19 protein-coding genes are annotated in these 19,758 nt (G+C 61.3%); 13 read left to right on the top strand and 6 right to left on the bottom strand.

Annotated features, from left to right (window positions below; translation table 11 throughout):
- Positions 1–43: 43 nt before the first annotated feature.
- Genes tsaB through GTP45_RS14470 form a run of 4 tightly spaced genes read left to right on the top strand, consistent with a single transcriptional unit; the run spans position 44 to position 3,141 of the window.
- On the top strand, positions 44–736 hold the full coding sequence (gene tsaB, locus GTP45_RS14485) for a tRNA (adenosine(37)-N6)-threonylcarbamoyltransferase complex dimerization subunit type 1 TsaB (RefSeq protein WP_161014576.1): 693 nt from the start codon (positions 44–46) through the stop codon (positions 734–736).
- Complete coding sequence (gene rimI / locus GTP45_RS14480; protein ID WP_161014575.1) at positions 733–1,206, top strand: ribosomal protein S18-alanine N-acetyltransferase; 474 nt, start codon at positions 733–735, stop codon at positions 1,204–1,206. Before tsaB ends, rimI begins: the two co-directional genes overlap by 4 nt.
- Complete coding sequence (locus tag GTP45_RS14475; protein WP_161014574.1) at positions 1,203–2,168, top strand: uracil-DNA glycosylase; 966 nt, start codon at positions 1,203–1,205, stop codon at positions 2,166–2,168. The genes rimI and GTP45_RS14475 overlap by 4 nt, the downstream gene beginning before the upstream one ends.
- Positions 2,161–3,141 (top strand): DUF1853 family protein, encoded by a 981-nt coding sequence (locus GTP45_RS14470; RefSeq protein WP_161014573.1) that lies wholly within the window; start codon positions 2,161–2,163, stop codon positions 3,139–3,141. Before GTP45_RS14475 ends, GTP45_RS14470 begins: the two co-directional genes overlap by 8 nt.
- On the opposite strand, the gene lplT is transcribed toward GTP45_RS14470, so the two are convergent.
- Positions 3,138–4,400: a lysophospholipid transporter LplT gene (gene lplT / locus GTP45_RS14465; protein WP_161014572.1), complete on the bottom strand. Its 1,263-nt coding sequence runs from the start codon at positions 4,398–4,400 to the stop codon at positions 3,138–3,140. The genes GTP45_RS14470 and lplT overlap by 4 nt on opposite strands.
- A gap of 142 nt (positions 4,401–4,542) precedes the next feature.
- Here lplT and alr point away from each other — a divergent pair, with 142 nt between their 5' ends.
- The 3 genes from alr (at position 4,543) to GTP45_RS14450 (ending at position 7,400) form a co-directional block, all read left to right on the top strand.
- Positions 4,543–5,637 carry an alanine racemase gene (alr, locus tag GTP45_RS14460; RefSeq protein ID WP_161014571.1) on the top strand — a complete coding sequence of 365 codons (1,095 nt, stop codon included), beginning with the start codon at positions 4,543–4,545 and terminating at the stop codon, positions 5,635–5,637.
- 3 nt (positions 5,638–5,640) lie between these two features.
- Positions 5,641–7,017 (top strand): DNA repair protein RadA, encoded by a 1,377-nt coding sequence (gene radA, locus GTP45_RS14455; protein WP_161014570.1) that lies wholly within the window; start codon positions 5,641–5,643, stop codon positions 7,015–7,017.
- Positions 7,018–7,115: 98 nt separating this feature from the next.
- Positions 7,116–7,400 carry a PilZ domain-containing protein gene (locus tag GTP45_RS14450; protein ID WP_371874455.1) on the top strand — a complete coding sequence of 95 codons (285 nt, stop codon included), beginning with the start codon at positions 7,116–7,118 and terminating at the stop codon, positions 7,398–7,400.
- Here the strand turns inward: GTP45_RS14450 and GTP45_RS14445 are convergent.
- A complete protein-coding gene (locus GTP45_RS14445) occupies positions 7,381–8,571 on the bottom strand; it encodes a citrate/2-methylcitrate synthase (RefSeq protein WP_161014568.1) in 1,191 nt (396 codons plus the stop codon). The two genes, GTP45_RS14450 and GTP45_RS14445, sit on opposite strands and share 20 nt — an antisense overlap.
- Before the next feature lie 93 nt (positions 8,572–8,664).
- Here GTP45_RS14445 and GTP45_RS14440 point away from each other — a divergent pair, with 93 nt between their 5' ends.
- Positions 8,665–10,050 (top strand): CoA transferase, encoded by a 1,386-nt coding sequence (locus tag GTP45_RS14440; RefSeq protein WP_161014567.1) that lies wholly within the window; start codon positions 8,665–8,667, stop codon positions 10,048–10,050.
- A 21-nt stretch (positions 10,051–10,071) separates the two neighbouring features.
- Here the strand turns inward: GTP45_RS14440 and GTP45_RS14435 are convergent, their stop codons facing one another.
- Together GTP45_RS14435 and GTP45_RS14430 are read right to left on the bottom strand one after the other, a co-directional pair.
- Entirely contained in the window at positions 10,072–10,368 is a 297-nt protein-coding gene (locus tag GTP45_RS14435) for a helix-turn-helix domain-containing protein (RefSeq protein ID WP_161014566.1), read from the bottom strand.
- Positions 10,369–10,375: 7 nt separating this feature from the next.
- Positions 10,376–10,768, bottom strand: coding sequence for a type II toxin-antitoxin system RelE/ParE family toxin (locus GTP45_RS14430; protein ID WP_161014565.1), 393 nt, complete (start codon positions 10,766–10,768; stop codon positions 10,376–10,378).
- Between the two features lie 219 nt (positions 10,769–10,987).
- On the opposite strand from GTP45_RS14430, the gene fliD reads away from it, so the two are divergent.
- Both fliD and GTP45_RS14420 read left to right on the top strand, forming a co-directional pair.
- The gene (gene fliD / locus GTP45_RS14425; protein ID WP_161014564.1) at positions 10,988–12,370 is read left to right on the top strand and encodes a flagellar filament capping protein FliD; all 1,383 of its coding nucleotides are present in this window, start codon (positions 10,988–10,990) and stop codon (positions 12,368–12,370) included.
- 81 nt (positions 12,371–12,451) lie between these two features.
- On the top strand, positions 12,452–13,552 hold the full coding sequence (locus GTP45_RS14420) for a polyamine ABC transporter substrate-binding protein (protein WP_161014563.1): 1,101 nt from the start codon (positions 12,452–12,454) through the stop codon (positions 13,550–13,552).
- A 266-nt stretch (positions 13,553–13,818) separates the two neighbouring features.
- On the opposite strand, the gene GTP45_RS14415 is transcribed toward GTP45_RS14420, so the two are convergent.
- The gene (locus GTP45_RS14415) at positions 13,819–14,286 is read right to left on the bottom strand and encodes a SixA phosphatase family protein (protein WP_161014562.1); all 468 of its coding nucleotides are present in this window, start codon (positions 14,284–14,286) and stop codon (positions 13,819–13,821) included.
- A gap of 3 nt (positions 14,287–14,289) precedes the next feature.
- Positions 14,290–16,422, bottom strand: a complete 2,133-nt coding sequence (ppk1, locus tag GTP45_RS14410) for a polyphosphate kinase 1 (protein ID WP_371874466.1) — start codon at positions 16,420–16,422, stop codon at positions 14,290–14,292.
- A 245-nt stretch (positions 16,423–16,667) separates the two neighbouring features.
- Between ppk1 and pstS the strand changes: the two genes are divergently transcribed.
- From pstS to pstA, 3 genes are all read left to right on the top strand, one after another.
- Complete coding sequence (gene pstS / locus GTP45_RS14405) at positions 16,668–17,714, top strand: phosphate ABC transporter substrate-binding protein PstS (RefSeq protein WP_161014560.1); 1,047 nt, start codon at positions 16,668–16,670, stop codon at positions 17,712–17,714.
- A gap of 162 nt (positions 17,715–17,876) precedes the next feature.
- Entirely contained in the window at positions 17,877–18,875 is a 999-nt protein-coding gene (gene pstC, locus GTP45_RS14400) for a phosphate ABC transporter permease subunit PstC (protein ID WP_161014559.1), read from the top strand.
- Positions 18,875–19,747: a phosphate ABC transporter permease PstA gene (pstA, locus tag GTP45_RS14395; RefSeq protein ID WP_161014558.1), complete on the top strand. Its 873-nt coding sequence runs from the start codon at positions 18,875–18,877 to the stop codon at positions 19,745–19,747. The genes pstC and pstA overlap by 1 nt, the downstream gene beginning before the upstream one ends.
- The last annotated feature ends 11 nt before the right edge of the window (positions 19,748–19,758 follow it).

Below are 19,758 nucleotides of genomic sequence, written 5' to 3'. Positions count from 1 at the left end.
CGCGCGGGGTCGCGCCTGCCAGCGCGCCGGGTTAAAATACGGGATGCCTAACATTCTTGCCATTGAAACCTCGTCCGAAACCGCCTCCTGCGCTCTGCTGCGGGGCGATGCCGTCATTAGCCGCGTCTCGAACGGCGTGCGTACCCATTCCCAGTCGGTTTTGCCGATGATTCAAGAATTGCTGGCCGAAGCCGGCATTACTTTGCAAGAGTGCGACGCCGTCGCCTACGGTTCCGGCCCCGGTTCCTTCACCGGCGTGCGTACCGCCTGCGGCGTGGCGCAGGGGCTGGCGTTTGGCGGCAAGCTGCCTGCCGTGCCGGTGGTGACCCTGGACGCCATGGCGCTGGCCTGCCATCGGCAGCACGGCGCCGCCGAGGTGCTGGTGGTGCTCGATGCGCGCATGGGCGAGGTCTATTGGGCGCAGTACCAATTTGAAGACGGCCAGCCGGTGGCGGTGTTGCCGCCAGTGCTGTCGGCGCCCGGCGACGTGCAGGCGCAAGGTTCGCCGGTCGCGTGCGGCAATGGCTTGACGGCGTATGCGGAGGCTTTCCCGGCAGGCGGCTACGCCGAGGTGATGCCGCATGCAGAGCAGATCGCGCAGCTGGCGGCGGTGGCGTTTGCAGCGGGCCGCACGGTGGCTGCGGCGGATGCCCAGCCGCTGTACCTGCGTAACAAGGTCGCCTACACGCAGGCCGAGCGCCGCGAGATGGCCGCCACCAAGGAAGCTGGCGCATGACGGCACCTGTTTGGGATCTGGCCCGGCTCAATTACGAGCCGATGCAGAAGGCCGATTTGGCGGACGTGTATGCGCTCGAGCAGAGCGTGTATCCGCATCCGTGGAGCATGGCCAATTTTGAAGATTCCTTGCGCAGCAATTACGAGGCGTGGGTATTGCGCGATCGTGACGGCGATTTGCTCGGCTACTTTTTGCTGATGGCGGTGGTGGACGAGGCTCACTTGCTCAACGTGGCGGTATCGGCTGAGAAGCAGGGGCAGGGCTTGGGCCGGTTCCTGCTGAATCAGGCCGTGGCATGTTCGCGCGGCCTGGGCATGGAGTCGGTGCTGCTGGAAGTGCGGCCATCGAATACGCGGGCGCTGCAGATTTACGAGCGCTATGGATTTAAACAGATCGGCCGCCGCAAGGGTTACTATCCGGCGGCGAACGGGCAACGCGAGGACGCAATTGTGATGCGGTTTGGCATATGAGTCAGTCGGCACGGAGTGCGGTATTCCTGCAAGAGATGGGCATCGGCGTGCAATGGAAGGCGCGTAATGCTGCGGTAGCGGTAGTAGCTGAGGAGGCCGAAGCGGCCGATTCGTTCACCGCCGCCGTGCAAGCGCTGGCCGACGAGCATTCCGCCGCTATCGCCCCGCCAGTTGCAGCGCCAGTTGCCGCGCCAGTTGTCGCGCCTGAGTCCGCGCCGGCCGTGCCCGTGATTGCCGAGCAGCCCGCGCCGCCGGCACCTGTGCCTGCGCCCGTGCCCGTGCCCGCTGCGATCATCGCGCCGCCTGCACCGGTCGTGGCGTCGGCGTCGGATGACGACTCGATGGCGTGGTTCGACGACGCGCCAGCCCCGGCGCGCGCCGCGCCAGTCAGCGAAGAAGCGATCGCCGCCATGGACTGGGCGGCGCTGCAAGCCGCCGTTGCCAGCTGCACCCGCTGCACCCTGTGCGAAACACGGCGCAACGCCGTCACTGGCCGCGGCGCTGAAAACGCCACGTGGATCGCCATCAGCGGCGCCCCATCGCGCCTGGACGAAAAAGACAAGCAAGCCGTCGCCGGCGACGCAGGCCAGCTGCTGCACAACATGCTGAAGGCCATCGAACTCAAACCAGAGTCTGATGTCTACGTGACCAGCGTGGTCAAATGCCGCCCATCAACGCCGGACGGCGCCGACCGCCATCCGAGCGCCGACGAAGTGATCGCCTGCCGTCCCTTCCTGGATCGCGAGCTGGCGCTGACCGGCGCCCGCATGGCCATGACCTTTGGCCAATTCGCCGCCAAAGGCCTGATGATGGGCCCAGCCGCGCGCGGCAAGGTAATGCATTACGGCGAGAAGCAATTGCCAGTCGTCGCCACCTACCACCCGGACGATCTGCTGCGCAAGCCGGAAGACAAAGCCAAGGCGTGGGCTGACCTGTGCCTGGCGAAAGCCAGCCATGCCTGACCAGTCGCCGGGCGTCCCCGCCGCGCCCGGCGTCCCGGCCGCCGAGCCAATCGGCGCGTTCCAGGCGCAGTTTGAAAACCGCTGGCCGCATCTGACCAATCCGCACGTGCGCGCGCTGGCCTGGCTGCTCGACGCGCCGGATTTGCTCGATCCCCGCTCGCCGCACTGGGAAGGCCGCATCGCCTCGCTCGGCCCGATCGCGCCGGCCACCATCGGCTGGTTAGCCGCACTGGAGCAAGATCCCGCGCCGCTGCTGGCATCCCTTGGCAACAAACACTACTCACGCCTGGGCCTCTACGCTGAAAAGCTGATGGCCTTCTATTTCAAAGAACACGGCCAACTGCACGCCCACGGCCTGCAAGTCCGCGCCGACCGTACCGACACCATTGGCGAATTCGACTTCCTGCTCAACGAAGGCAATCACCTCGTCCACATCGAATTCGCCACCAAGTTCTACCTGCTGGACGCCAACAGCACTGCTGCCGATTTCAACGGCCTCATCGGCCCCAATCTGGCCGACACGCTAGGCGCCAAGATGCGCAAAATCTTCGACAAGCAGCTGTCGCTGGCGCAGCACCCCGCCGCGCAAGCGCTGTTGCCGCAGCCGGTCGCGCGGGCGCAAGCCTTGGTCAAAGGCTGGCTGTTCTATCCAGACGGCGTCATGGCCATGCAAGGCATCACCCAGCAGCACTGCCACGGCTTCTGGATCACCCAGGAACAAGCGCAAGATCTGCCCGAGCAGCAGTACGCCGTCATGCCGCGCCTGAGCTGGCTGGCGCCGCTGAAAACGCAGGCCGGCATCGACAAAACACTGCTGCTGGCTGCATTGCAGGACGCCACCGTGCCCATCATGGTCGCGGCATTGCGTACAGTAGGGGATTGGCTGGTAGAAGAGCGCCGGGGATTTGTCGTCCCCGACGATTGGCGCGCGCAAGCCGCGCAGCGCCGTCACGAAGGCGTGCTGCCCGCTTAGTGCTTGGCTTCGCCGATCAGCGCGACCGAATCAAATTCGCGCTGATTCGCTTGATGGCGACGCATGATATACAACATGGTGCCGGCCAGGAACAGGCCAAACAGCAGAATGATGATGTCCAGATTCAGGTGCGCGCGCAGCATCAGCGAGTACATGGCCAGCATGGTCAGGATCGACAAATTCTCATTGAAATTCTGCACCGCAATCGAGTGACCCGCGCTCATCAGCACGTGGCCACGGTGCTGCAACAGCGCATTCATCGGCACCAGGAAGAAGCCGCCCAGCAGGCCAACCAGAATCAGCAGCGGGTAGGCGATGGCAACCGAGTTCACCATGGTCATGCACATCACAATCACGCCCATGGCGATGCCGACCGGGATTACCGTCAGCGACTTGCGCAGCGAAATAAAGCGCGCCGAAATCACCGCGCCGGCCGCCACGCCAATCGCCACCACGCCGACCAGGCTGGTCGATTGCTCGTAAGTCAGGTGCAGCGTGCGGTTAGCCCATTCCAGCACGATGAACTGCAAGGTCTGCGCCGCGCCCCAGAACAGGGTGGTCACGCCCAGCGAAATCTGGCCCAGTTTGTCTTTCCAGAGCAGGCCGAAGCAGTTGGCGAAATCGCTGATCAGCTTGATCGGATTGCGCTCCTGGTGGCCGTAGACGCAGCCGGTGTCCGGGATGCGGGTATTGAACAGCGCCGCCAGCATGTAAATGCCGACCACCACGCACAGCGCGGCCTGGGTCGGCGTTTCGATGCCGGTGTCGATCAGCGGCATGTCAAAGCCCAGCAGGAAACCGGAGACGCGGCCGCCTACCAGCGCCCCGCCCATCACCGTGCCGAAGATAATCGACAGCACGGTCAAGCCTTCCACCCAGCCATTGGCGGCCACGAGTTTTTCGGCCGGCAGCAATTCGGTGAGGATGCCGTACTTGGCAGGCGAGTAGACCGCGGCGCCAAAACCGACGATGGCATAAGCGAGCAGGGGATGAACGTGCGCGAAAATCAGCAGGCAACCGCCAACCTTGATCAGGTTGGAGATGAACATAACCTTGCCTTTGGGCATCGAATCAGCAAAAGCGCCGACAAATGCCGCTAACAGCACGTAAAAGAGGGTAAATGAAAGCTTCAGGAGCGGCGTAATCCACCCCGGTGATTTCATGTTGACCAGCAGGTCGATCGCAACAAACAGCAACGCATTGTCCGCGAGGGACGAAAAGAACTGCGCTGCCATGATGGTATAGAAACCACGATTCATTCTGGGATAGCCTGAAAACTTATCTGGCTTGCTTTATACCATGCTTTGTTCGTATCCCCAAGAATTGAGCAGTCCTTCTGGGCGCGCTCTTGGTAAAATGGCGGCTTCATTATTTACCCAGCGCTCAGCTGTAAATGTCGTCATGCCAAGGCCGATCCTAGCAACTATTCACATTGATTCCATGAAGCATAACTTGGCGCTGGCCAAGGCCAAATCGCCGGGCGCCAAGGCGTGGGGCGTGCTGAAAGCCAATGGATACGGCCACGGACTGGAACGCGCGATGCGCGGTTTTGCCGCTGCCGACGGCCTCGCGCTGATCGAGTTCGACAACGCCGTCAAGCTGCGCGAACTGGGCTGGAAGAAGCCGATTTTATTATTGGAGGGTTTCTTCAGTCCGGCCGATTTGCACACCATGGCGGGCTACGACCTGCAAGCGGCAGTGCACTGCAATGAGCAGCTGGAATGGCTGGAAGCGGTGGCGCCGCAGTTGAGCGCGCGCGGCATCCGCTTCGATCTGCATTTGAAAATGAATACCGGCATGAATCGTCTCGGCTTTATGCCGGAGGCGTTCGCGGCTGCGCATGCGCGCCTGTTGGCGATTTCCTGCGTCGGCAGCATCACCTTGATGACGCACTTTGCCAATGCCGACGATGTCGACCATCCGCTGCTGCCGATTACCGAGCAAATCCGTCGCTTCGAGCTGGGTGCGGCTGGACTGCCGGGCGCGCGCAGCCTGTCGAATTCGGCCGGCGTGCTGCTGCACAATGAACATTTGCAGAATGACTGGGTGCGTCCCGGCATCATGCTGTACGGCGGCACGCCGGGTGGCGGCAGCGCCGAGGAATTCGGCCTGCAACCGACCATGACCTTGAGCAGCGAGATCATCGGCGTGCAAGATATTGCCGCCGGCGAGGTGGTCGGCTACGGCAGCCGCTTCCAGGCCGAAGGCCCGATGCGCATCGGCGTGGTGGCCTGCGGCTATGCCGACGGCTACCCGCGCGTTGCGCCGCTCGGCACGCCGGTGGTGGTGGACGGCGTGCGCACCCGCCTGGTTGGCCGCGTGTCGATGGATATGCTGACCGTGGATCTGACCGGCCTGCCGAATGCGCGCATCGGCAGCAAGGTCGTGCTGTGGGGGCAGGGCTTGCCTATCGACGAGGTGGCGGTTGCGGCCGGCACCATCGGCTATGAGCTGATGTGTGCGCTGACGCAGCGCGTGCCTGTGGTCGAGGGTTGAAGCATGGCAAAGGCAAAAACCAATTACACCTGTAGCGAGTGCGGCGGCACTTCCACTAAATGGACTGGCCAGTGTTCGTCCTGCCAGCAGTGGAACACCATGGTGGAGACCGTCATCGAGGCCGGTGGCAACAACCGCTACTCGCAGCCGGCCCACCTGGCGCTGGCGCAGACCGCGCCGGTGCTGTCGCTGGCCGATATCGATGCGATCGACGTACCGCGCTTCGGCACCGGCATCGAGGAATTTGACCGCGTGCTGGGCGGCGGCCTGGTGTCGGGCGGCGTGGTGCTGATCGGCGGCGATCCCGGCATCGGCAAATCGACGCTGCTGTTGCAGGCGCTGGCCAATGTGTCGCACATGAAGAAGGTGCTGTACGTGTCCGGCGAGGAGTCGGGCGCGCAGATCGCCTTGCGCGCTAAGCGCCTGGCCATCGATGCCCGCGATCTGAAATTGCAGGCTGAAATCCAGCTGGAGAAAATCCTCGGCACCTTGGCCGATCTCAAGCCGGAAGTGGCGGTGATCGATTCGATCCAGACGCTGTATTCCGATGCTTTAAGTTCTGCGCCGGGTTCGGTGGCGCAGGTGCGCGAGTGCGCGGCGCAATTGACGCGCGCGGCCAAACAAACCGGCGTGACCATCATTCTGGTTGGCCACGTCACCAAGGAAGGCGCGCTGGCTGGGCCGCGCGTGCTGGAGCACATCGTCGATACCGTGCTGTACTTCGAAGGCGATAACCATTCGAGCTTCCGCTTGGTGCGGGCGATTAAAAACCGTTTCGGCGCGGTCAACGAGCTGGGCGTGTTTGCCATGACCGAGAAAGGCTTGAAGGGCGTGTCGAATCCGTCGGCGCTGTTCCTGTCGCAGCACGATAATCAAGTGCCCGGCTCCTGCGTGATGGTGACGCAGGAGGGCACGCGGCCGCTGCTGGTGGAGATCCAGGCACTGGTCGATGCCAGCCACCAGCCAAACGCGCGCCGCTTGTCGGTCGGCCTGGAGCAGAATCGCCTGGCGATGCTGCTAGCGGTGCTGCATCGCCATGCCGGGATTGCCGCGTTCGATCAGGACGTGTTCATCAACGCGGTGGGCGGCGTCAAGATTACCGAGCCGGCCGCCGACTTGGCGGTGTTGCTTGCAATTAATTCCTCGATGCGCAGCAAGCCGCTGCCGCGCGGTTTCGTGGTGTTTGGCGAGGTGGGCTTGGCGGGCGAGATCCGTCCGGCGCCGCGCGGGCAAGAGCGCCTGCGCGAGGCGGCCAAGCTCGGTTTCTCGATTGCCATGATCCCGAGCGCCAATGCGCCCAAGCAGCCGATTGAAGGGATGACAATTATTAGTGTTGACCGAATCGATGATGCCTTCAATAAGCTGCGCGAAATCCAATAACGATGTATTGTTATGTGTTGTAATCGTTAATAGTGCATTTTGCGTAATAAGAGGACAAGAAAGTGTTAGTCGATCAAAGGTCAGGCGCGCGTAAGATCGTGCGTTCCAAAGCAGTCGTGGTGATGGATGGCATGCCGCCCAAGCAGGGGCGCACGCTGGATATCAGTGCGGCCGGGGTGTCGCTCACGTTCGACAACAAATTGGCGACCGGTGAGGTGGGCATGGTGTCGTTCGAGCTGTTCGTCGAGGGCAGGGCGCAGATCCTGAGCTGCCAGTCGCGGGTGAACTACTGCATCTTCAGCGGCGACCATTTCAAAATCGGATTCCAGTTTATGAATCCCGACCTGGCCACCATGGCCACCATCAATAAATTCCTGCGCTGATGATGGCGGCGGGCCCCGTGTAGCGGGCTCGCGGCCGGATCAGGCGGTTGGCTTGCACTTGCTCCAGGGCGTGTGCCAACCAGCCGACGCAGCGACCCACAGCAAACAAGATAAACGGTGCGTCTTTCGGCAGGCCGCAGTGCGCGGTTAGCAGCGCGAGCGCGTAGTCGATATTCGGTAGTTCACCGGCCTGCTGTTCGGCGGTTGCGGCCAACTCTTCATATGGTTTAAGTTTCGGTAGGTGCTTGAGCAGGGCTCGGGCGCGCAAATCGCCGTCGCTGTAAAGCGGATGGCCGAAGGCGGGTAGCGGGCGCTTGCTGGCGAGCCAGTTGGCGACGGCGCTGCTGGCGTTGTCGGCTTGCGCGTGGGCGATGAGCTGGGCGAATTCTTTTGCTGCGCCGCCGTGCAGCGGGCCGGTGAGGGTGGTGAAGCCGGCGAGCACGCCAGCGGCCAGCGAGGCGCCAGTCGAGATGGCGACGCGGGTGGCGAAGGTGGAGGCGTTTAGTTCGTGATCGGCCATCAGCACGAGGGCGCGGCGGATCAAGTCTTCGTGCTGCGGGACTTGCCATGCGTGGGCGAGGCGGGTGCTGATGGAGCCGGCGTCGGAACGGCCGGTCATGGCGTCTACCAGAGAGACGAGGACTTGGGCGGCTTCGGCGCGCAGATCGGCTGGCGCGCGGCCCAGCGATGGCGCATCCACAGCGCTGCGGCGCGCGAGCGCGAGCAGGCCAGCGGCAAGTGCGCTCTCAGGCGCGCTCTGCGCTGCCGGCGCCGGCGCGGTGGGGAGGCTGGCGCTGGCGGGCCAGAGTGCAGCCGCTTCGGCGGCATCGCATTCCCACAGCAGGGCGGCGATGTCTTCGAGGCTGGTGTTTTCGGCTAGTGTGGCGGCATCGTGGCCGCGGTAGAGCAACTTGCCGTCCGCGGCGGTGGAGATCGATGACGGCAGCACCGGATCGCCATATTGCATCGCCTCGCTGGAGACGATTTCCACTTTGCGCCGCCCGTTGGCGCGGCGCGCCATGCGCAGCACATCGTCGCGGTGATACAGGCTGCGGCGCGGATCATCGTCATCCGGCTTGGCGCGGATTTTTCCCCGGCTGACATTGGCGTACAGCGTTTGCGGGCGAACGTTGAGCACGTCCAAAGCTTCTGCGGCGGTCATCCAGACCATTTCCACTTCCTATGTTGACACTTCAAGTCAAGATTGACGCTTGCGGACACGCAGCCCTAAGCTGAGACCAAGCATAACTTATCGGGAGCCGACATGTCTGATCATCTGCTGAACGCCATTTGGTCTGCACTGGACTTGCCGTCATCGGCGTTGGGCGCCGTGCAGATTGTGGGCGAGGGCGCATTGCCATCGTACTTTGCCGTGACCGATCTCGCGGCGGCTTCGGTCGGCGCGGCGGCATTGGCCGTGCAGCAGTTGATGGTCGCGCAGGGCGCACCGGCAGCCTGTGTGACTGTCGATCAGCGTCTTGCCTCCATGTGGTTCAGCTGGTCGTTACACCCTGTGGGGTGGGAGCGGCCGCCGTTGTGGGACAGCGTGGCAGGCGATTACGCCACCGCCGATGGCTGGATACGCCTGCACACCAACGCACCTCATCATCGCGCCGCAGCGCTGGCGGTGCTTGGATGCGCCGAAGACCGTGAGACGGTCGCGCAAGCCGTGTCCCGCTGGCGCGGCCTGGACTTAGAGGAGGCCTTCATCGCGCAAGGCGGCTGCGCAGCGATGATGCGTTCGATGGACGAGTGGCGCGCACATCCGCAGGGTCAAGCTGTCGCGCAAGAGGCATTGATCGCGTTTGCCGACGTGAGCGGCGCCGGCAACGCGGCCGGACAGCGCGCATGGCCGTGGATGGCCGACCGCCCGCTAGCCGGATTGAAAGTACTGGATCTGACGCGCGTGCTGGCCGGCCCGGTGGCAACCCGTTTCCTGGCCGGTTACGGCGCGGACGTGCTGCGCATCGATCCGCCTGGCTGGAACGAGCCGGGCGTCATCCCCGAAGTCACCCTCGGCAAACGCTGCGCGCGACTGGATCTGGCGCAAGCGGCGGATCGCGCCGTGTTCGCCGGCTTGCTGGCGGAAGCCGATGTGTTGGTACACGGCTACCGCCCCGACGCGTTAGAGCGCCTCGGCTTCGGCAAACGAATGCGACGCCAACTGAATCCGCGCTTAATCGACGTCGCACTCGACGCTTACGGCTGGACCGGCCCGTTGGCTGGCCGTCGCGGCTTCGACAGCCTGGTGCAAATGAGCAGCGGCATCGCCTACCACGGCATGCAGCAACAGGGCGCCACCAAGCCCGTTGCGCTACCCGTCCAAGCCCTGGACCACGCCACCGGCTACCTCATGGCCGCCGCCACAGTCCGCGCACTGATCGCTCGCCTGCACGAAGCCCGCACCCTGCAAGCCCGCCTCTCACTAGCCCGCACCGCCAAGCTGCTCACCGACGTCCCGTCAACAGCACCGATGCAGACCACCACTCCAATGGCGCCCACGTCCGACAACGACTACGCGCCGCAGCTCGAACAATCCGAATGGGGCCCAGCCCGCCGTTACCTTCCGCCAGTCACCATCGATGGTGCACCGATGGCTTGGTCCCGCCCAGCCGCAAGCCTCGGTTCGTCAGCACCAAGCTGGAATTAGGTAAAACACTCGGTTCGCGAATTATGATATGGAAAAATCTTCGCGCCGTTCAGTGGCGCTTGCCGGGCTAATGTCGATGCGGATTTTGTAGCCGACAGCGACCGCCAGTTTGTGCATTACTTCCATCGTTAGGTTTTCCTCCCCTCGTAAGATTGCCGTAATTCGGGAGGGGGAAACGCCCAATTCTCGTGCCAGATCAGCGCGCTTCTTGCCTGCGTTAACAAGTGCGCGCTCAATGGCAATAGCAAAATCCAGCTTCAAGTCATCGAGATCGTCGGAGGCTAAGGTGCTGTACCAGTTTAATGCGGGGTTGCTCATGATCGTCCTAATGGTTGAGGCGGAATTGGGCTTTACACCTGATGGCGATGCTCACTTCTGCTTGATCGACTTTTTGTGACTTCTTGATCGTGCCATTGGTCAGAATCACGTTGTTCCCGATCACGAAACAGAATAAGCGTAAATCGCCTTTGACGAACTCCCAAATGCCTTTGTCCTTATCGACTTCGTGAAACAGTTCGGCGGTCAATTTACTGCGTCCACCATCAGCGTAGCGTTGAAATAGCTTCTTAAAACCCTTCGCGCTAGCGCCGTACTGGGCAGACGATGCCAGTGTCTGGAGGAAGGTGAGTGCGGGGAAAGTGGTGCTGAAATCATCCGCTACATGACCCAGCGCCAGCACATTGTACTTTCCGCTCTCAATGACAGCGTAGGAGGACATTTCACCTATAGGTTAATAATATGTGTTTTGTGGCGCAGCTACAAGCAGGGAGTAGCGTTTCATAAAATAGTCTGAACTTGATTTGCAGTGCATGATATGGAGCAATAGTAGGTAAATGAAGTGAGTGCTATCGAATAAGGGGGAAAACCCTTGCTGTTCACCGCTTTGGTGCGGACGTCTATGTTGCATACTAGGTAACCACCAAAATGGAATGAAACCATGGCTACTTCCAGTATCAATTCGACCAGCAGCTCAACCGGCGCGACGGTCTCGACGGACGTTTACAATCGCGTCCAGCAAACCATGGCGTCGCAAACCAGCGCCGCTGCCAAGCTCAATGCGTCCATTACCAAGGATCAGACTAAATTGTCGGCGCTTGGCCAGTTGCAGAGCGCGCTGGCAAGCTTCCAGCAAATCGCCGCCGGCCTCGTCGGCAATGGCCTCAACACCAGCGCCACCAGCACCGCCAAGGGCGTGCTGACAGCAGCCTCCAGCGGCGCCGCCAAGGCTGGCACTTACGCGCTGGATATCAAACAATTGGCGCAGGGCCAGTTCTTGACCAGCGAAGATTTCGCTTCCTCCAACGGCAAGATCGGCACCGGCGCGACGACCACCGTCAAAATCGATTTCGGCACCGCCGGCGGCGAGAAGGGCTTTGTCAACGCCGCCACTGCCAGCAAAACGGTCACCATCGATTCCACCAACAACACGCTGGACGGCATCGCCGCCGCTTTCAAAGCCGCCGGCGTGGACGTCAGCGTGGTCAAGGGCGACGATGGCCAGTACGCGCTGTCGATTGCCGGCCCGGACGGCGCGGCCAACAGCATGCGCATCAGCGTCAGCGGCGACGCGGCGCTGAAAAATCTGCTGACCTACGACCCCGACGGCACCCAAAAACTCAAGCAAACCAGCCCGGCGCTGGACGCCATCCTCACTGTCGACGGCAAGGAGATCAAGAGTGCCAGCAACACCGTCAAGGATAGCGCTATCGCCGGCGCCACCCTGACGCTGGTGGGCAAGGGCAAAAGCGACGTCACGATCACGCAGGACGCCAGCCAGATCAGCACCAACCTGAAATCGTTCGTCAGCGCCTACAACGATCTCAATGCCAAGCTGCTCAAGCTGCAAAAGGGCGCTTTGAAATCGGATACGGCCCTGAACCAGACCATGAGCCAGATGAATTTGCTGCTGAAAACCGGCGGCGGCTCGGTCTCGGTGACGGCGCTGGCGGCCGCCGGCGTCAGCCAGGACAAGGACGGCAACCTGCTGCTCGACGATAAGAAGCTGCAAGCGGCCATGACCGCCGATTCGGCCGCGCTGGCCAAGCTGTTCACCAACGACGGCCGCGGCATTGCCGACCTGCTATCGGCCAAGGCCGCCTCGCTGACCTCGGCCAACAGCGTGCTGACCAAGGAAACCAGCCTGACCACCAACGAAATCAACAGCCTGAACAGCAAGAAAACCGCCATGACCAAGGCCATGACCTTGCAGGCCAACGCGCTGGCGGCCCTGTACACGGCCCAGGCTCAAACCGGCGCCGGCAGCGCGCTCACGGGCAGCGGCAGTGCAGGCACCGGCACTCTGTTCGATATATTGGGCTGATAATTCTAAGGAACTCCTTGCATCCGCGTGGTAGATGTCCGATCATCACGGCTTGTGTATGAATCCCATTTCGGAGGTGCTATGGCAGGGAAGTTCGTTGGTGCGGTGCTGGTCGCGGCCGGCTTGATGGCAGGTGCGGCGCAGGCGCAAGAGGAAAAGGTTCTCAATATTTACAACTGGTCGGACTACATCGCCGAAGATACGGTTAAGAATTTTGAGAAGGAAACCGGCATCAAGGTTCGTTATGACCTTTTCGATAACAACGAAATCCTGAACTCCAAGCTGGTCGCCGGCAAGTCCGGCTACGACATCGTGGTGCCGACCGCGCAATGGGCGCGCCTGCAAATCGATGCCAAGCAGCTGCGCAAGCTGGACAAGTCCAAGCTGCCTAATCTGAAAAACCTCGACCCGGAAATCCAGGCCAAGCTGGCCAATATCGATCCGGGCAATGAGTACCTGGTGGACTGGCTGTGGGGCTACACCACGGTCGGCATCAATGTGAACAAGGTCAAGGCCGCGCTGGGTGGCATGCCGATGCCGGACAACGCATGGGAGCTGATTTTCAATCCGAAGTACGCATCCAAGCTGAAATCGTGCGGCGTGTCTTTCCTTGACTCGCCGTCGGAAGTGCTGCCGGCCGCGCTGATCTACGCCGGCAAGCCAGCCTACTCGAAGTCGGCTGCCGACTACGCCGAAGCCGGCAAGGTGCTGCAAGCGATTCGTCCTTACGTGACCTTGTTCAGCTCGTCGGGCTACATCAATGACATGGCCAACGGCGCGGTGTGCGTGGCGCTGGGCTGGTCGGGCGACATCAACATCGCCCGCCAGCGCGCGATCGACGCCAAGAACGGCAACGTGATTGAAGTGCTGGTGCCGAAGACCTCGGCCGCGCTGGTGTTCGACACCATGGCGATTCCAGCCGATGCGCCGCACCCGAACAACGCCCACCTGTGGATCAACTACATCATGCGCCCTGAAGTGCATGCCAGCCTGACCAACAAGGTGTTCTACGCCAATCCGAACGCGGCCAGCGTCAAGCACGTGCGCAAGGATATCGCTAACAACAAGACGGTGTTCCTGTCGACCGAAGACAAGAAGCGCATGGCTGCGCCAGAGGCGGTGCCGGCGGACATTCGCCGCAACATCACGCGCATCTACACGAAGTTCAAAACCGGGGTGTAATCGGGAGCTGTAAACGTTGAACGGCGCGAGAGGCGTTGTCCTGATAGGGCACGCCGCTGGCGCCGTAGGCTTCGATGAAGCTGAGTGCTATTCGTGATAGCGGTCGATGAGCTTATGTTTACTGCCACGCATTTCCTGGACTAGTTCATACACCACCAGGGCAATCATGCCCCCGAACATACCCATGGTGAGCAAGGTGAACATCATGATGGCCTCCCTCATAGTTGATGCAATTAAACTTTAGCAGATGCTATTGGCTTTGCAAGCTATTTAACTACGAGGTCGGCGGCCATCACCGCTTTTAGATACACACTCATGGGGTCACCGGGCTCGCGCTGCGCAAACCACCACGCGCTGGCCTTGCGGATATCCCACTCCAGGTCGTCACCCGTCATCAACATGGAAGCCACCTGGCCCAGCGTCGGCTGATGGCCGACCACCAGCACCGAATCCTTGTTGCCCGGCCAGTTGACGGCTTTCAAAATGTCGGACGGATCGGCGCCGGGCGCAAGGTCGTTATGGATTTTGAACTTGCGGCCCAGTGCTTCCACCGTCTCCAGGGTGCGCACGGCGGGACTCGCCAAAATCTTGCAGCTATCGGGTAGCTGCGAGTTCAGCCATTGTCCCATGCGGCGCGCCTGCTTCTGGCCCTTGGCGGTCAGCGCGCGTTCCAGATCGGTCATGCCGGGGCCTGCATCCTCCGCTTCGGCGTGTCGCCATAAAATCAGATCCATGCTTTATTCTCCGAGGTGGCCGTTGGGTGTACCCAGTGTCTCCATCAAGTGCTGTTGTGCGCTGAAGCTGGCTTGCTTGCCGCGCGCCTTGCGGCGCTGGTAGTGGCCGTCCGGCTCCAGTTCCCAGGCGTTCTGGTTATCCTTCAAGTACGGGCTCAGGCCTTCGGCCATCACCCGGCGTTTCAGCGCCTTGTCCAAAATCGGGAAGGCGACTTCGATGCGGCGGAACAGATTGCGGCTCATCCAGTCGGCGCTGGCGAGGTAGGTGTCGTGTTCCAGATCGTTGCGGAAGTAGTAGATGCGGCTGTGCTCCAGGAAGCGTCCGATCACCGAACGCACCTTGATGTTTTCCGACAGGCCGGGCACGCCCGGCTTGAGCATGCAAGCGCCGCGTACGATCAGGTCGATCTTCACCCCATCCTTCGACGCCGCGTACAAAGCGCGGATCACCGATTCGTCCACCAGCGCATTGATTTTAACAATAATCCGGCCCGGACGTCCCGCGCGCGCAATACGTGCTTCGTTGCGGATGGCTTTGATGATTTCGTTTTGCAGCGCGAACGGCGCCAGCCACAAGTGGGTGAGGCGGTGCGGCTTGGTCAGCGAGGTCAGGTGGATGAACACCTCGTTCACTTCCTGCGCAATGCCGGGGTGGCAGGTCAGCAGGCCGAAGTCGGTGTAGAACTTGGTGGTGGTCGGGTGGTAGTTGCCGGTACCAAGGTGGGCGTAGTAGCGCAGCTTCTTGTCTTCGCGGCGAATCACCAGCGCGACCTTGGCGTGCGTCTTCAAACCGACCACGCCGTACACCACTTGCGCGCCGGCTTGCTCCAGCTTGTCGGCCCAGTTGATGTTGGCTTCTTCGTCGAAGCGCGCTTTCAACTCGACGATGACAGTGACTTCCTTGCCGAGCTTGGCCGCAGTAATCAGCGATTCCATCAAGTCCGAGTTCATGCCGGTGCGGTAGATGGTCTGCTTGATCGCCACCACGTTCGGATCATGCGCGGCGCTGCGAATGAAGTCGATCACGGTCTGGAACGACTGGTAAGGGTGGTGCAGCAAGATATCGTTTTCACGCAGCGCCGCGAAAATGTCGTGGCTGCCGGGCTTTTGCGCGAAGCCGGGGAAGAAGGCCGGGAAGCGCAGCGCCGGGTTGTTGACGTGATCCATGATCTCGGTCAGGCGCACCAGATTCACCGGGCCGTTCACCGCGTACAGGCGGCTCTGGTGCAGGCCGAACTGATCGAGCAGGAACTGCGACAACTCGGGCGGGCAGTTCTTTGCCACCTCCAAACGCACCGAAGCGCCGAACTGGCGGCCGACCAGCTCACCCTTCAAGGCCTGGCGCAGGTTTTTCACTTCATCTTCATCGACCCACAAATCGCTGTCGCGCGTCACGCGGAACTGCGAGTAGCCGATGACCTCGCGGCCGGCAAACAAGTCGGAGATGTGAGCGTGGATCACCGAGGACAGCAGGCAGAACGAAATGCCGCCGCTCTTCGATAAATGGTCGGGCAGGCGGATCACGCGCGGCAGCACGCGCGGCGCTTTGACGATAGCGATGCCGGTGCCGCGCCCGAACGCATCCTTGCCGCCCAGTTGCACGATGAAATTCAAACTCTTGTTCACCACCTGCGGGAACGGGTGGGCGGGGTCGAGGCCGATTGGTGTCAGCAGCGGCCGCACCTCGGTGTCGAAATATTCCTTGACCCACGCGCGCTGCGCATCGTTGCGCTCGTTGTGGCGCACCAGGTGGATGCCGTTGGCGGCCATCTCGGGCAGGATTTCGGTGTTCAGCAGTTCATATTGATACGCCACCAGCGCGTGGCACTCATTGCTGATGCGCGACAGGGTAGCCACAAGGGCAGGGTGGCTGGACAGGGAGCCGTCGGCGGCGCCGGCCGCCAACAGGCTGGCCACGCGTACCTCGAAGAACTCGTCCAGGTTGCTGCTGGCAATGCACAGATAGCGCAGGCGCTCTAATAAGGGGATGCTTTTATCTTCCGCTTGCGCCAACACCCGGCGATTGAACATCAATTGCGACAGCTCGCGGTCGAGAAAGGCCGAGTTCTTATTTACTTCCGCATGCAGGTCAGGCTTCATGTCTTTTTGTTCACTTTGCTGGTAATTCCATTCTATCCTGTTTGCGGAAGAATGATTGCTACAGTGTAAAGACTAAATATGACAGCTTTGTGACAGAGCATGTCATAAATGGCCGCCAATTATGACAAGCAGGCGTAACATAGAGGGGCAACTCGGCCTGTTTACAGAGGGAAGCGGGGTCTACGGAACTATTTTTGAAATATTTTGGGTATGTCATAAAGCTGTCATATTCGGCCGTTAGACTGCGCAGCATCCTAACCTGTCATAACAAAGGACTTGAAATGCGACTGAAACAATTGATCTCTTCCCTGATGGTTGGCGCGGCAGCTGTAATGGCTTTCTCGTCGGCTGCTCACGCCGCCGATATGACCGGCGCCGGCGCGACCTTCCCGTACCCAATCTACGCTAAGTGGGCTGAGTCGTACAAAGCCGCTACCGGCAACGGCCTGAACTACCAGTCCGTCGGTTCGGGCGCTGGCATCAAGCAGATCAAAGCCAAGACCGTTGACTTCGGCGCATCGGACATGCCGCTGGCAGCCGCTGACCTGGACGCAGAAGGCCTGATGCAATTCCCAGCCATCATGGGCGGCGTTGTGACCGTGGTTAACCTGGACGGCATCACCCCAGGCCAGCTGAAGCTGACCGGCCCAGTGGTTGCTGACATCTACCTCGGCAAAGTCACCAAGTGGAACGACGCTGCCATCGCCGCGCTGAACCCAGGCGTGAAACTGCCAGCAGACGACATCACCGTGGTGCACCGCGCTGACGGTTCGGGCACCTCGTTCCTGTTCACCGACTTCCTGTCGAAAACCAGCCCAGAATTCAAGACCAAGATCGGCGCTTCGACCGCTGTGAAATGGATCGTCGGCGTCGGCGGCAAAGGCAACGAAGGCGTTGCAGCCAACGTTCAGCGTATCAAAGGTTCGATCGGCTACGTTGAGTGGGCCTACGCTAAAAAGAACAAAATGTCGCACACCCAGCTGAAAAACAAGGACGGCAACTTCCTGCAGCCTGACGACGAGTTCTTCAAAGCCGCTGCTGCTTCGGCCGAGTGGACCAAGACCCCAGGCTTCGGCGTCGTGCTGACCGACCAGGCTGGTAAAAATTCGTGGCCTATCACCGGCGTGTCCTTCATCCTGATGCACAAAGCCCAGGCTGATGCCAACAAAGGTAAAGAAGTCGTCAAGTTCTTCGACTGGGCCTTCAAAAACGGTGGCGCAGCTGCTACCGAACTGGACTACGTTCCACTGCCAGCATCGGTGGTTAAGCTGGTACAAGATTCGTGGAAAGCTAACCTGAAAGACGCTTCGGGCAAGGCAATCTACTAATCAGGACTGTCCCTTCGCCGCCGTCAGCATAGTCGCAACGGCGGGCGGCGAGGGGGTTAGCCTGCGGGGCCCGACCGGGATCCGCAGGCTAGCTTACATCCACCGAGAAAAAATATGAGCGCAGATATCACTTCCACGCCACTACCAAAGCAAGAGCCGGCCATGCATATCAACACCGCACAAGCTACTGCCGCGGAACAAGCTGCCATGCAGGCCATGCTCCGCACCATGCGCAAGCAGCGCATCCAGGACTTCTTCTTCCACAAGACCACCATGCTGTTCGCGCTGTCCGTGCTGGCAGTGCTGCTGGGGATTATCTTCTCGCTGATGGTCGGCGCGTGGCCGGCTTTCAAAGAGTTTGGCCCGGCCTTCATCACCACCGTGGAGTGGGATCCGGTCAACGACCAGTACGGCGCCATGATCGCCATCGTCGGCACCCTGGCTACCTCGGGCATCGCGCTGCTGATCGCCTTCCCGGTATCGTTCGGCATCGCCTTGTTCCTGACCGAGATTTGCCCGGCCGGCCTGCGCCGTCCGCTGGGTACGGCAGTTGAGCTGCTGGCCGGCATCCCGTCTATCATCTACGGCATGTGGGGCTTGTTCGTGTTTGCGCCGCTGTTCGGCGACTACGTGCAGCCGTTCCTGAAACAGACCATCGGCCAGCTGCCGCTGATCGGCCAGTTCTTCAACGGCCCGACCATGGGCATCGGCATCCTGACCGCCGCGCTGATCCTGGCCGTGATGATCATCCCGTTCATCTCCTCGGTGATGCGCGACGTGTTTGAAATCGTGCCGGCCGTGCTGAAAGAATCGGCCTACGGCCTCGGCTGCACCCGCTGGGAAGTGGTGCGCAAGATCGTGCTGCCTTACACCAAGACCGGCGTGGTCGGCGGCGTAATGCTGGGCCTGGGCCGCGCACTGGGCGAGACCATGGCGGTCACCTTCGTGATCGGTAACGCCAACAAGCTGTCGTTCTCGCTGTTCGCTGCCGGTAACTCGATCGCCTCGACGCTGGCCAATGAATTTGCCGAATCGGATACGCCGCTGCACACCTCGTCGCTGTTCGCGCTGGCACTGATCCTGTTCGTGATTACCTTTATCGTTCTGTCCGCCGCCAAGCTGATGCTGGCTGGCATGTCTCGCAAGGAAGGCGTCAAATAATGAGCGCAACTCTGGAAAAAGCCGCGATGAATCCGGTGTACCGCAAGCGTCTGCTGACGCACCGCATCGGCATCGCGCTGTCGGTGGCCGCAATGTCGGTCGGCCTGCTGGTGCTGGCGTGGATCCTGATCACCCTGATCGTCAAAGGCTTCGGCGCGCTGAGCATCAATATGTTCACGCAAACTACCCCGGCGCCGGGCAGCGAAGGCGGTGGCCTGCTGAACGCCATCTTCGGCAGCTTCATGATTGTCGGCCTGTCGACCCTGATCTCGACCCCGATCGGCATCCTGGCCGGCATGTACCTGGCGGAATACGGCGAAGAAAACAAGATCGCCAGCATCACCCGCTTCGTGACCGACATCATGCTGTCGGCGCCGTCGATCGTGATCGGCATGTTCGTGTGGGCCATGTACGTGGCTACCACCAAGCACTACTCCGGCTACGCCGGCTCCATCGCGCTGGCGCTGATCGCCGTGCCGGTGGTGGTGCGTACCACCGACAACATGCTGCGCCTGGTGCCGAACAGCCTGCTGGAAGCCGCCTTCGCACTCGGTGCGCCGCGCTGGAAAGTCGCGATGATGGTGCGCCTGCGCGCTGTTAAAGCCGGCGTGATCACCGGCGTGCTGCTGGCCGTGGCCCGCGTCTCGGGTGAAACCGCGCCGCTGCTGTTCACCGCGCTGAACAACCAATTCTTTAGCTCCGACATGAACGCGCCGATGGCCAACCTGCCGGTCGTGATCTACGGTTTCGCCATGAGCCCTTACGACAACTGGCGCGAGCTGGCTTGGGGCGGTGCACTGCTGGTGACCTTCAGCGTGCTGGCCCTGAACGTGATCTCGCGTACCGTGTTTGCCCAAAAAGCCCCGAATTAATTATATAAAGC

The organism is Duganella rivi (assembly GCF_009857435.1).
Classification (GTDB): domain Bacteria; phylum Pseudomonadota; class Gammaproteobacteria; order Burkholderiales; family Burkholderiaceae_D; genus Rugamonas; species Rugamonas rivi.
Note: the sequence above shows the minus strand (reverse complement) of the source record. Positions and strands in the feature narration are given on the sequence as shown.

Bases quoted from the DNA above. Each gene is read 5' to 3' on its own strand.
- fliD (WP_161014564.1), top strand. From the start codon at position 10,988: ATGGCTACTTCCAGTATCAATTCGACCAGCAGCTCAACCGGCGCGACG.
- GTP45_RS14470 (WP_161014573.1), top strand. From the start codon at position 2,161: ATGCCTGACCAGTCGCCGGGCGTCCCCGCCGCGCCCGGCGTCCCGGCC.
- rimI (WP_161014575.1), top strand. From the start codon at position 733: ATGACGGCACCTGTTTGGGATCTGGCCCGGCTCAATTACGAGCCGATG.
- GTP45_RS14415 (WP_161014562.1), bottom strand. From the start codon at position 14,286: ATGGATCTGATTTTATGGCGACACGCCGAAGCGGAGGATGCAGGCCCC.
- pstC (WP_161014559.1), top strand. From the start codon at position 17,877: ATGCATATCAACACCGCACAAGCTACTGCCGCGGAACAAGCTGCCATG.
- GTP45_RS14445 (WP_161014568.1), bottom strand. From the start codon at position 8,571: ATGGTCTGGATGACCGCCGCAGAAGCTTTGGACGTGCTCAACGTTCGC.
- lplT (WP_161014572.1), bottom strand. From the start codon at position 4,400: ATGAATCGTGGTTTCTATACCATCATGGCAGCGCAGTTCTTTTCGTCC.
- pstA (WP_161014558.1), top strand. From the start codon at position 18,875: ATGAGCGCAACTCTGGAAAAAGCCGCGATGAATCCGGTGTACCGCAAG.
- GTP45_RS14435 (WP_161014566.1), bottom strand. From the start codon at position 10,368: ATGAGCAACCCCGCATTAAACTGGTACAGCACCTTAGCCTCCGACGAT.
- pstS (WP_161014560.1), top strand. From the start codon at position 16,668: ATGCGACTGAAACAATTGATCTCTTCCCTGATGGTTGGCGCGGCAGCT.
- GTP45_RS14475 (WP_161014574.1), top strand. From the start codon at position 1,203: ATGAGTCAGTCGGCACGGAGTGCGGTATTCCTGCAAGAGATGGGCATC.
- alr (WP_161014571.1), top strand. From the start codon at position 4,543: ATGCCAAGGCCGATCCTAGCAACTATTCACATTGATTCCATGAAGCAT.
- radA (WP_161014570.1), top strand. From the start codon at position 5,641: ATGGCAAAGGCAAAAACCAATTACACCTGTAGCGAGTGCGGCGGCACT.
- GTP45_RS14440 (WP_161014567.1), top strand. From the start codon at position 8,665: ATGTCTGATCATCTGCTGAACGCCATTTGGTCTGCACTGGACTTGCCG.
- GTP45_RS14420 (WP_161014563.1), top strand. From the start codon at position 12,452: ATGGCAGGGAAGTTCGTTGGTGCGGTGCTGGTCGCGGCCGGCTTGATG.
- tsaB (WP_161014576.1), top strand. From the start codon at position 44: ATGCCTAACATTCTTGCCATTGAAACCTCGTCCGAAACCGCCTCCTGC.
- GTP45_RS14430 (WP_161014565.1), bottom strand. From the start codon at position 10,768: ATGTCCTCCTACGCTGTCATTGAGAGCGGAAAGTACAATGTGCTGGCG.